This is a genomic window from Porphyromonas sp. COT-290 OH860, from assembly GCF_000768935.1.
Lineage (GTDB): Bacteria > Bacteroidota > Bacteroidia > Bacteroidales > Porphyromonadaceae > Porphyromonas.
This window is the reverse complement of record NZ_JRAR01000049.1, coordinates 48664-59752: the sequence shown is the minus strand read 5'-3', so window position 1 is coordinate 59752 and position 11089 is coordinate 48664. Positions and strand designations below refer to the sequence as shown.

Below are 11089 nucleotides of genomic sequence, written 5' to 3'. Positions count from 1 at the left end.
CGCCGTTTGTCTCGTTTGCGGTTGCAAAGATAGAACACTTTTTATTTATCAACCAAATCTAACAGCAAAATATTTTTGGACAACTGACAGTTAGGGGTGTCCGACTACACACCTATTTATTAACTACTAAGTACTTACAAAACAACAAAAAATTTTTATCTCAATTACCAAATTTACTTGAAAACCAAGAAGAAGTTACAAAAGAACACGACGAGGAATGCCTGCGCATACACAGCAAATAGCACAAAAAAACAAAGCTAAACCCGCAAAACAAGCAGAGAAAACAGAAAAAACACCCTCTGCAAGAGGAAAGGCATTAGCACAACACAAATAAAAAGACTGGGACGACGAAAGCCCTGCTTCAGCCGTCCCAGTCTTGAGCTAATTTATATAGCATCTCTATACCCTAGATTGAATAGAGGATACTGATAGATTCGTGATTAATGACGCGTTTGATCGCCTCTGCAAAAACATTGGCTACGGAAAGCACCTTGATTTTGCTGCAAGGCTTGCGCAAGGGAATTGAGTCGGTGAAGATCATTTCCGAAAGAGCCGATGCTTCAATACGCTCAATAGCAGGATCGCTAAGTACTGCATGTGTAGCCAATGCGCGAACACTGCGAGCTCCGCTCTCCATCATCAAGTCGGCTGCCTTAGTAATTGTGCCAGCTGTATCGACAATATCATCCACAAGTAGCACATCCTTACCCTCCACATCTCCGATGATGCGCATCTCGGCTACTTCATTCGCCTTGGCGCGGTGCTTATGACAAATCACCATAGGAACACCGAGGAATTTGGCATACGAATTGGCACGCTTGGTACCGCCGACGTCTGGCGTAGCCATCACCGTATTCTCCAAGTCGCAAGTTGAGCGGAGATAATCTACAAATACGGTAGAACCATAGAGATGATCCACTGGCACATCAAAGAATCCCTGAATCTGGTCTGCGTGCAAATCCATCGTGATCAGACGAGAAATACCAGCAGTGCAGAGCATATCTGCAATCAGCTTAGCACCGATAGAAACACGAGGCTTATCCTTGCGATCCTGACGAGCCCAACCAAAATAAGGAATAACGGCCGCAATGTAGTGAGCTGATGCACGCTTGGCAGCATCAACCATAAGCAGCAACTCCATCAAGTTGTCCGTCGTAGGATAGGTAGACTGCACAAGGAAGACATCTTTGCCTCGGATGCTGTCCTTATAATAAACAGAGAACTCTCCATCGGCGAAGTGCTCTACCTCCATATCACCGAGCTTGCATCCAAGCCCTTCTGCGATTTGCTCTGCCAAGTGGAGCGAGGCCGACCCAGCAAAAATGGCGAAATTATTAGGATTTGTATTCATTGAATTGTGAATGATTATCATCTACTCCTTACTCCCCACAAAGGTAGTGCTTTATCCTGCAAGAATAAAAAACTTCACAAGCATTTTTGATCTTCCAACAAGCACACTTCGCGAAACGACACAAACTAAGAAGGCCTACTCACCAAAGGATCTCCGTAGATTAAATACGCCAAGTAGCGATTTGTTTTAATTACCCTTATCGTCAACAAAGTTGGCAGAAGAATTAACACAGCCACGAAGCAACCGAGAAGCAATTCCCAACCAGCAACATACCCCCCTCCAGTTAGACTGGAGACAAATGGAGTAAACCAAGGAATCGCAATGATAAACAGATAATGCGTAAAATATATAGCAAGCGATTCTCGCCCTAGATAAGCTAAAGTAGACTGAGCCTTTGAGCCACAAAACAAGACAACATGCTGACTAGCAGTAAAATAAGAAAACACAAGTCCACTCAACGTCAAAACAACACCATTGTCCCAATCCATCCCTAATACAAAAGAGCCGTAGGCTGAAGCAACAAAAATAAAAAAGGACAACATACCAACGACTTCACTCTTAACAATCCCCTCCAACTTGGGACATCGCTTCAACCAATACCCTAGCAAAAAGTACTTATAGAGCCAATCTATATTCTGGGCATGAGTGGGCTTGTACAAGCCAAGATGATACACCTCTATATATAGACGTATCTGATGTACTAACCAAATCGTCAGGAGAGAAACCGCAACATCAACTAGCAGCTTCTTCGACTCGGAGGTTAATCTAAACAAGCGAGTAAGCACATGAGTTCCCAACCTCTGAAGATAAAACAACCCAAAAATATCAGAAAAAGCACATAAGTAAACCAATAATTAAATAGATACATGTTCAGAGGAAGAGCCAAAGAGAAGCCGTGCTGCACCCAATTAAATAAAAGCGGAATAAACAGCAACGGGAGGAGTAGTCGCTCCGCTTTACTCACCCAGTATCTCCATACTCCCCTAAAACTCAAATCCAGAGGCTTACCTGAGAAATAACCCGCAAGCATCATAAAAGCTGGCATATGCCAACTAGAAATAAGAAAAAACCAAATAGTATCTGTGTGTCCATTGGCTGCAAAATAATAGACATGCCCAAGGACTACTAAGAAAATAGCAACCCCCTTGAGAACATCAATATGCATAAATCTCTGATGACCAATCATTATCACTAATTATTAAAAAGTTGAGCCTTACTCTGTTTTCACTTGAGGCAAGGGAGCAGTGGGCTTCTCCCTTTTCCTGACAGGCCTACCCCATCAGGCAACCCATGACGACACGCTACACCTAAGAAGCCAAGTCTAAACAGAAAAAAGTCTTCCTCAAAAAATGAGAGAAGACTTAGTTTGGTAGCCCATAGGGGAATCGAACCCCTCTTTCCAGAATGAAAATCTGGCGTCCTAACCGATAGACGAATGGGCCAGCCTTGAAGCACCCTCTAGGGATGCGGTAGATTAAGCGAGCTTGAGAACCTGCTTAGCCAACTTGGACTTCAGGTTAGCTGCTTTATTCTTGTGGATGATATTCTTACCAGCTAGACGGTCAAGCATAGACGCCAGCTTGGGTAGCATCTCTGTAGCTTGAGCATGATCGGTAAGAGCACGGAACTTACGCACAGCATTGCGTGCTGTCTTTGCGTAGTAACGATTGTGCAGACGACGAGCGTTCGTCTGACGAATTCTTTTGATCGATGACTTATGATTTGCCATTTCTGCTTCTTTCTACTTTTATTTTTTATTCTTGTAGCCCATAGGGGAATCGAACCCCTCTTTCCAGAATGAAAATCTGGCGTCCTAACCGATAGACGAATGGGCCAGCCACTCAGCAATCACAAGGCCATTCCCTGAATTGCGAATGCAAAGGTAAAGCAAATATTTGGATTACGCAAAACGCCAGCCAAAATATTTCACTAACTAAGTGCCTCCAAGTCGAAATTTCGGCGTCTTAGCTCGAAGTCTTTACCTAGATATTTCTCTCTCACAATCTCATTCTCGGCCAACTCCTCTGCTGTACCTTGGAAAAGCACCTTGCCCTCAAAGAGCAAGTAAGCCCGATCTGTAATACTTAGTGTTTCGTAGACATTGTGATCCGTAATGAGAATACCGATATCCTTATGCTTGAGTTTGGCGACAATGGCTTGAATATCCTGCACCGCAATAGGGTCTACCCCTGCAAAAGGTTCGTCTAGCATGATAAACTTAGGGTCGATAGCCAAGCAACGAGCAATCTCAGCTCTACGACGTTCCCCACCAGAGAGCCTATTACCATGATTGGTACGCACCTTCTCTAGACGAAACTCACCGATAAGCTCCTCTAGACGCGCTTGCTGCTCAGCTTTGGTACGCCCCGTAAGCTCGAGGACGGACATAATGTTATCCTCCACACTCATCTTGCGGTAGATTGATGCCTCCTGAGCCAAATAGCCGATCCCAGCACGTGCCCGCTTATAGACGGGATACTTAGTAATATCCTGCTCATCGAGAAAGATGCGTCCGGCATTGGGTACAACGAGCCCTACAGTCATATAGAAAGTCGTCGTCTTACCAGCTCCATTGGGACCTAGTAAACCAACAATCTCCCCCTGCCCCACCTCAATGGAAACATGATTAACCACCGTACGGGCTCGATATTTCTTGACTAATCCCTCAGTTCTGAGTATCATTTTACTATATATAATAATGTATATCACCCTGCGATAGGACTCATCGGATTACGACACCCCACCTCTAAGGCTCCAATAACAAAGGTAATGCAAAATATCCACGCTCTCGGCCTTGCTCAACGAGACAGCGAAGCACCCAAAGCCTGCTCGTACTCCTCGAAGCTCATACGATAGTTACAACCCGAGGCATACGCACTACAGCCGTAAGCCGTACGCCCACGAATAATCCGCCCCACTCCACATCGGGGACATAATGGAGCGATCGGCTCGTTTGGCTCGGAGGTGACGGCTGGAGGTATAGACGAGCGCCCCGACATAACCTCAGCCACTAGAGCGACAACCATCTCCTTGAGCGAATGAATGAAGTCTGCCGCAGCAAGCTCTCTGCGCTCGATCTGGCGGAGCTTGTACTCCCACTGCCCCGTAAGTTCGGCACTCTTGAGTAGCTCATAATTGATCGTCTGAATCAGCCCTATCCCCGTGGCGGTAGCCTTGAGCTGACTACGCTTCTCCTTGACAATATAACCACGCCTAAAGAGCGTTTCGATGATATTGGCACGTGTAGACGGACGACCAATACCATTCTCCTTCATCACCTCTCGCAGCTCCTCACTCTCGACCAGCTTACCCGCTGTTTCCATAGCTCTGAGGAGCGTTGCCTCGGTATAGGGCTTTGGGGGGGTTGTCTGCTTCTCTCTGAGATCTGGCTGATGCGGACCACTCTCCCCCTCAACGAAGGCCGGCAATACCTTATCACTATCTTGCTCCTCGGCCTCCTCATCCTTATCTCCCTCAATCTTCCTAGCCTGAGCCTTGTCTTGCTCGAATACGACACGCCAGCCGGGCTTGAGAACCTCTCGCCCACTGGTCTTGAAGCCGACCTCCTCCACCCGAGCCTGCACCGTAGTCGTGCTGACTTCGCAGTCGGGATAAAAGGCGGCAATGAAATGGCGAGCGACAAGGTCAAAGACCTGCCCCTCTCTCGCAGACAAGCCATGCACGGGCTGCCCCGTAGGGATAATCGCATGGTGGTCGGTTACCTTACTGTTATCGAAGACTTTCTTACTCTTACGAATGGCTTTCTCCGCCACAATCGGGGTCGTCAGATGTCTATAGGCAACCAAGCCCAGAAGGATATCACGCACCTTGGGGTAAATGTCATCGCTCAGATAAGTGGTATCGACACGAGGATAGGTGGTGATTTTCTTTTCATAGAGACTTTGGATTGTGGTAAGTGCTTCCTCGGCCGTCAGACCAAACTTCTTATTGCAAGCTACCTGGAGGCTAGTCAAGTCAAACAGCCTTGGTGGAAGCTCCTTGCCAGCCTTCTTCTTGACCGAGGTAATCGTCAGAGGTCGATCCCGGATAACCTCCAAGGCCTGCATCGCCTTGACTTGATCCTGATACCGCCCTTTCTCGGCACTGAAGGCTACCTCTCGGTAGAGCGTCTTAAGCTCCCAGTAAGCCTCGGGCTTGAAGTGTTCGATCTCCATTTGACGCTGCACAATGAGTGCCAATGTCGGGGTCTGTACACGACCAATAGAGAGGACTTGGCCACGAGGAGCATAGCGCACCGTATAGAGGCGTGTAGCATTCATTCCCAGCAGCCAGTCACCTATGGCACGAGCCAAACCAGCCTCATAGAGCGACTGGAAGTCGGAGGCATCACGCAGATTCTGGAAACCCTCTCGAATTGCCTCGTCCGTGAGCGATGAGATCCATAGACGCTTCACGGGCACAGAGCACCGCGTACGCTGGAGTACCCAGCGCTGTATTAACTCTCCTTCTTGCCCAGCATCGCCACAGTTGATAACCATCGTGGCGGTCTGCATCAGACGTTCGATAACCTCGAGCTGCCTCTTGTAGTTATCTATATCAATGGGCTTGATGCCAAACCTATCAGGGATCATAGGGAGAGCCGAGATGCTCCACTGCTTCCACTCGGGGTGGTAGTCGTGAGGCTCCTTAAGCGTACAGAGATGACCAAAAGTCCAAGTTACCTGATAACCATTCCCCTCCATATACCCCACACCTCGCTCCACGACACGCCTATTCGCCCCAAGCAGGGCGGCTATATCTTTGGCGACACTGGGCTTCTCTGCGATGCAAACGATCATCCGTATCTATGCTGATTATTCTATCTCTCTTGATCTATGTTGTGACAAAGGTACGCATCAATACCCAATCGCCCACGTAGAGGAAAAAGCAAACCACCGAGAGCGAAGATATGGTTATCGCTCTCGGTAGTTCAGATTTCGACCAATTATCCCCAAGAGGGCGGCTTAAATCCTGCCTTTCTCTACAATAGGGACGGTAATCAAGTAAGCCTTACCTTCCTCAAAATCAACCTTAGCCCCGCCCGGCTTCTGCGACAAGACCACCACTTTGGATACAAACTGGCGGCCGGGCTGGTCTGCGTATTCATAAACCACTTGACAACGAGTCTGCTTGGGACCTGTGTACGATTGATCCAAGTCAATAGCCCCCCAAAGGTAGGCACGACCACCAGTCGTTCCATCACGAGCTACGTCCAACTCCTTAAGATTATTTCGAGCATCACGAAACTTGAATTCATACATCGCTTGACGCAAAAGATTGGACTGCTGTTCATTTTGGCCTCTCGAAAAGAATGGCACACCTACTTGATTGTCAAATGTGGAGTTTTTGACATTCTTATATCGACTACCTAGAATGCTTGGCCAAAGCTCGTAGTACCCCGAGTAAGCAAGCCGACTACTCTTGGTACGCAGGCTTTTAATTTTTATTGCCCTCCCTGTATCATTCTTGAACTTAAGGGCTAGCAAGACTCCTGCCATCTTGAAGCGTGCCTCAATAGCACTACCATGAGTGAGGCGATTCTCCCGATTCTCTGTTGTAACCTTCTCTCCAAAGCGACTAAAAAATGGCAGCTCAAAGATTTTAGGATTAGACTTGTTTTTATAATAACCACTGTGATCATTGGGTTCATAGCCATCATCCGTTTTTGTCGCTATCTCAGCCATACTCGTGGCAGACTCACCCACTACATAAGGCTCCCCTCCTTCGAGATACTTTAAGGGTGGCAAATTAGGGACATTGGCCTTAATCTTGTCTATACTCTCTGCGTCGTGCGTTACAGGGAAATAGATGCGATGAATACTTACCCTAGTCCGAGAGGCCTGCTGAAGTGGTGGATTGAGTGCTATGAACGTATTATACTCTTGCCCTGACCGAAACGCGTCAAGCATCGAATTATGATTATTAGTCGAGGTCGCTCCTCCCTGTACGTCGAAACCAATCAAAACACGATACTTGCCATTGCGGTTAATGATACGAGAAACCCCTTTCTGGTTACGACTGATGGAGGTATTGCTCATATTCTTCCCCGCATGGCTATCCAACTTTGTTGGATCTCCGCTATCTTCTACATAGATACGTAAAGCCTCGTTTTTATCATCGGCTGGTTTAACCCCATCTTTCAACCTCTGAGTGAGAGTTTTTGGGAATATCCACACCACCGACACAAAAGACTCGAAGCCTTTCTCCTTGACCACTGGCAGATCAATCTTGGGATACTCTCGATCGTTGGGTTTGAGTGTAAAGGCCCTGAGGTTGTCGTCCCCTTCCATATCGACCCACTCAGGCTGGGCTACACTCCCCGAGATAGAGAAGGAGAACTTCTGCAGAGAAGCCACATCTTGTTCCTTGCTACAAGCAGCACCAAGCAAAAGAGATAGCGCCAAAACACTTGATGTATATATCCAATTCCTCATAAAAATAACATCATTGACAAAAAGTTAATTACAAATCGCCATCTACAACCACACCCTCATGCGAACCACCCTCGTCATAGTCGTAAGCATCTCCTTGGATTGACATAGAGGCGAGCAAACTCAAAGCGCCAACAAACCTAAAACCACTCACAACCTTGGGAGCGGCATACTTTTCTCTAAACAAAGACCTTGCATTGCTGTCATTCATAAATCTACAAAATAATTCTGAAACTAAAGTATGCATTAGTGCATCTAAATCTATCCCTCCAGCCAAGCTACGAATCGGCACAATCTCCTATACACCCAATACAGGTTTACTGAAGCTGAGGTCATTCCCCAATGCGTACCATACACTCTCTGAAAGCAGATCCGAGGTGCGAAGATAGAACAAACGGCCCAATAAATAAAAACAATTACCACCAAACATCAAATCATTAAAAACACTTAAAATCAATCAAATAAAACAAAAAAACACCTTCAGATAATTGCCGTCTTATCATAAATAATTGCACTTGAACCCACTCTCACAGCTAAACAGCAGCCTCAAGCAGAAAATAAATACAGATTTTAACAGAAAACGACTACAAACAGCATCGACTGGCACATCGTAACTGAAAGGGCGGACAGCTGACCAAATTCGAGCTGACCTCATATTCGCCCTCTAGAAGGCTCCACACGGCACGCACCCTCATTCTGGCACTTACTCCCAGACGAACCAATATAGCCACCTAAAACAAGGAGAACATAATAGACTAGTAAAGAAATAGATAAAACAAACACTCCGACGATTTCATCTAAGACAAAGGACAAATTTTAGAGTTTCTTCCCATCAATCTTTTGGAATTAGTGGACACATCAACGAGGATTAGTCCACTCATCTCAGAGGATCTTCCCTACAACTTTCGCAAACCATGGCATCAAACTTTAGAAACCCCGACTCTGTTTCCCGAAATTCTTCAGCAAGTCTTTTACACTCCTTAACCAAAAGATAGCAGAATCGCCTTGGGTTCGCCAACTCTCCCTGCAACGAACAAAGCCATATCTAAACCAAACGACAACCAACAACGGTGATAGACATCAGCCTCAGCTTGGCGTATCCACAGATAGCCTAGCATATATTTTCGAGATGCCCCCTCCCCCCCCTCAATAACAAGCAGATGAACAGAAGATTGTCATTCGGATTATTATTCGTACCTTTGCACCGCTAAAATTATCAATATAGTGCTAGGAGTCTACCGCTAAGACTTGATTTCCTAATCCTACACATTAATATATGTATATAGCATACGAGTGGCTGGCTTGTGTCCGAATAAAGCCGCTGCAAGTATGAGGGAGTTAAGCAGCAAGCAGGGGGCTTCGTCTATTAAAAATTAACAATTAACAGAAAAGAAATGGACACTTTAAGCTACAAGACCGTTTCTGCAAACAAGGCAACTGCAAACAAAGGTTGGGTAGTAGTCGATGCTGAAGGTCAGTCACTTGGACGTCTATGCTCCAAGGTGGCTAAGCTCCTTCGTGGCAAGTACAAGCCTAACTTTACGCCTCACGTTGATTGCGGTGACAACGTTATCGTGATCAATGCAGAAAAGGTAGTGCTCACTGGTAAGAAGTGGGACGACCGCGTTTATCTCAAGTACTCAGGCTATCCCGGCGGACAGCGTGCATTCAGCCCTCGCGCTCTTCAGGCCAAGGGTAGCGATCGCCTCTTCCGCAAGGTGGTTAAGGGTATGCTCCCAAAGAATCGTCTTGGCGATAAGATCATCGGCAACCTCTACGTTTACGAAGGATCTGATCACAAGCACGAAGCTCAGCAACCACGCTTCGTAGATGTTAACACCCTAAAGTAAGACAAACGACATGGAACAAATCAATGCTATTGGCCGTCGCAAGGCCGCCGTTGCCCGTGTGTATGTATCTCTAGGCACTGGTAAGATCACGATCAACAAGCGTGACATCGCTACTTATTTCCCATCGTCTATCCTTCAGTATATCGTGCGTCAGCCACTCGCTACGCTCGACGCTGTAGAGAAGTACGACATCAAGATCAACCTCAAGGGTGGTGGTTTCAAGGGTCAGAGCGAAGCAGCTCGTCTAGCCATCTCTCGTGCACTGGTTAAGATCAATCCAGAGGACAAGGCAGCTCTACGCGCCGAAGGCTTCATGACTCGCGACGCTCGCACAGTAGAGCGTAAGAAGCCCGGTCGCCCCAAGGCACGCAAGCGCTTCCAGTTCAGCAAGCGTTAATACTCTGTCGCCTAGTGATAGGTGCAGACTATTGTCGCGTTTAGTATCTAAATCGTCAGGATTACGAGCATAATACTTAGCTCAGTACTACCTGTCGGTTGAAAGTATTCAATACATTAATAGAACGTAAACGAAAACAATCATGTCAAAGGTTTCATTTGAACAACTCCTCAACGCTGGTGCTCACTTCGGTCACCTCACTCGTAAGTGGAATCCAGCTATGGCTCCATACATTTTCATGGAGCGCAACGATATTCACATTATCGACCTTCACAAGACAGTTGCCAAAATAGACGAAGCAGCTGAGATCGCCAAGCAGATGGCCAAGAGTGGGAAGCGTATCCTATTCGTAGCTACCAAGAAGCAAATCAAGGGTTCTGTAGGCGAACTAGCTAAGAGCGTTGGTATGCCTTATGTGACGGAGCGCTGGCCCGGTGGTATGCTTACCAACTTCCCAACGATCCGTAAGGCCGTCAAGAAGATGACCCTCATCGACAAGATGACCAGCGACGGTACTTTTGATAATCTCTCTAAGCGTGAGAAGCTCCAGATCACACGTCAGCGTGCTAAGCTGGAGACGACTCTAGGCTCTATCGCTGATATGAATCGTCTGCCATCTGCACTCTTCGTTGTAGACGTGATGAAGGAACACATCGCTGTAGCCGAGGCCAATCGCCTAGGTATCCCTGTGTTTGCTATTGTGGACACCAATAGCAACCCCAACAATGTAGACTACGTTATCCCTGCCAACGACGACTCTGCCAACGCAGTAGAGCTCATCGTAAGCGCCATGTGCTCTGCTATCGCAGAAGGCCTACAAGAGCGTAAGGCTGAGGGTAAGGGCGAAGCCGCAGAAGCTGGCGAAGAAGAACCACGTCGCATCCGTCGCGGACGCAGTGGTGCTCGCCGTGAGCGTGGCACTGCTCAAGAAGAAGCCGTAGCAACAGAAGAGCAGGAAGACTAGGATTCTTAATAAAGCTCGGAGGCTACCCCATAGTGAGTAGCCTCCGAGTCTTCTAATAAGAAGTAAGTTAAACCAAACAAAAGATATTAGATAATA

General features: G+C 46.9%; 11 protein-coding genes and 2 tRNA genes. 3 read left to right on the top strand and 10 right to left on the bottom strand.

All coding sequences use genetic code 11. The annotated features are described in order from the left end of the window. Positions 1 to 406 precede the first annotated feature (406 nt). The 10 genes from HQ41_RS05190 to HQ41_RS05145 form a co-directional block, all read right to left on the bottom strand. Complete coding sequence (locus tag HQ41_RS05190) at positions 407 to 1351, bottom strand: ribose-phosphate pyrophosphokinase (protein ID WP_044188842.1); 945 nt, start codon at positions 1349 to 1351, stop codon at positions 407 to 409. A gap of 125 nt (positions 1352 to 1476) precedes the next feature. Further along, on the bottom strand, positions 1477 to 1926 hold the full coding sequence (locus HQ41_RS05185; RefSeq protein ID WP_152567348.1) for a hypothetical protein: 450 nt from the start codon (positions 1924 to 1926) through the stop codon (positions 1477 to 1479). 185 nt (positions 1927 to 2111) lie between these two features. Continuing rightward, positions 2112 to 2537 (bottom strand): acyltransferase family protein, encoded by a 426-nt coding sequence (locus HQ41_RS05180; protein WP_044188837.1) that lies wholly within the window; start codon positions 2535 to 2537, stop codon positions 2112 to 2114. Positions 2538 to 2718: 181 nt separating this feature from the next. Continuing rightward, positions 2719 to 2793 (bottom strand) — tRNA-Glu (locus tag HQ41_RS05175). A gap of 32 nt (positions 2794 to 2825) precedes the next feature. Further along, a complete protein-coding gene (gene rpsT / locus HQ41_RS05170; protein WP_044188835.1) occupies positions 2826 to 3080 on the bottom strand; it encodes a 30S ribosomal protein S20 in 255 nt (84 codons plus the stop codon). Positions 3081 to 3114: 34 nt separating this feature from the next. After that, positions 3115 to 3186, bottom strand: a tRNA-Glu gene (locus HQ41_RS05165). A gap of 94 nt (positions 3187 to 3280) precedes the next feature. Beyond that, complete coding sequence (lptB, locus tag HQ41_RS05160; RefSeq protein WP_044188832.1) at positions 3281 to 4033, bottom strand: LPS export ABC transporter ATP-binding protein; 753 nt, start codon at positions 4031 to 4033, stop codon at positions 3281 to 3283. A 116-nt stretch (positions 4034 to 4149) separates the two neighbouring features. Then, entirely contained in the window at positions 4150 to 6150 is a 2001-nt protein-coding gene (locus HQ41_RS05155; RefSeq protein WP_044188831.1) for a DNA topoisomerase 3, read from the bottom strand. Between the two features lie 165 nt (positions 6151 to 6315). After that, complete coding sequence (locus HQ41_RS09330) at positions 6316 to 7785, bottom strand: hypothetical protein (RefSeq protein ID WP_152567347.1); 1470 nt, start codon at positions 7783 to 7785, stop codon at positions 6316 to 6318. Between the two features lie 28 nt (positions 7786 to 7813). Continuing rightward, the gene (locus HQ41_RS05145; protein ID WP_044188827.1) at positions 7814 to 7993 is read right to left on the bottom strand and encodes a hypothetical protein; all 180 of its coding nucleotides are present in this window, start codon (positions 7991 to 7993) and stop codon (positions 7814 to 7816) included. Between the two features lie 1183 nt (positions 7994 to 9176). Here HQ41_RS05145 and rplM point away from each other — a divergent pair. The 3 genes from rplM (at position 9177) to rpsB (ending at position 10993) form a co-directional block, all read left to right on the top strand. Continuing rightward, complete coding sequence (gene rplM, locus HQ41_RS05140) at positions 9177 to 9632, top strand: 50S ribosomal protein L13 (protein ID WP_044188824.1); 456 nt, start codon at positions 9177 to 9179, stop codon at positions 9630 to 9632. Positions 9633 to 9642: 10 nt separating this feature from the next. Then, on the top strand, positions 9643 to 10029 hold the full coding sequence (gene rpsI, locus HQ41_RS05135; RefSeq protein WP_044188821.1) for a 30S ribosomal protein S9: 387 nt from the start codon (positions 9643 to 9645) through the stop codon (positions 10027 to 10029). Between the two features lie 142 nt (positions 10030 to 10171). Continuing rightward, positions 10172 to 10993, top strand: a complete 822-nt coding sequence (rpsB, locus tag HQ41_RS05130) for a 30S ribosomal protein S2 (RefSeq protein ID WP_044188819.1) — start codon at positions 10172 to 10174, stop codon at positions 10991 to 10993. Positions 10994 to 11089 lie beyond the last annotated feature (96 nt).

Bases quoted from the DNA above. Each gene is read 5' to 3' on its own strand.
- HQ41_RS05190 (WP_044188842.1), bottom strand. From the start codon at position 1,351: ATGAATACAAATCCTAATAATTTCGCCATTTTTGCTGGGTCGGCCTCG.
- HQ41_RS05180 (WP_044188837.1), bottom strand. From the start codon at position 2,537: ATGATTGGTCATCAGAGATTTATGCATATTGATGTTCTCAAGGGGGTT.
- rpsT (WP_044188835.1), bottom strand. From the start codon at position 3,080: ATGGCAAATCATAAGTCATCGATCAAAAGAATTCGTCAGACGAACGCT.
- lptB (WP_044188832.1), bottom strand. From the start codon at position 4,033: ATGATACTCAGAACTGAGGGATTAGTCAAGAAATATCGAGCCCGTACG.
- HQ41_RS05155 (WP_044188831.1), bottom strand. From the start codon at position 6,150: ATGATCGTTTGCATCGCAGAGAAGCCCAGTGTCGCCAAAGATATAGCC.
- HQ41_RS09330 (WP_152567347.1), bottom strand. From the start codon at position 7,785: ATGAGGAATTGGATATATACATCAAGTGTTTTGGCGCTATCTCTTTTG.
- HQ41_RS05145 (WP_044188827.1), bottom strand. From the start codon at position 7,993: ATGAATGACAGCAATGCAAGGTCTTTGTTTAGAGAAAAGTATGCCGCT.
- rplM (WP_044188824.1), top strand. From the start codon at position 9,177: ATGGACACTTTAAGCTACAAGACCGTTTCTGCAAACAAGGCAACTGCA.
- rpsI (WP_044188821.1), top strand. From the start codon at position 9,643: ATGGAACAAATCAATGCTATTGGCCGTCGCAAGGCCGCCGTTGCCCGT.
- rpsB (WP_044188819.1), top strand. From the start codon at position 10,172: ATGTCAAAGGTTTCATTTGAACAACTCCTCAACGCTGGTGCTCACTTC.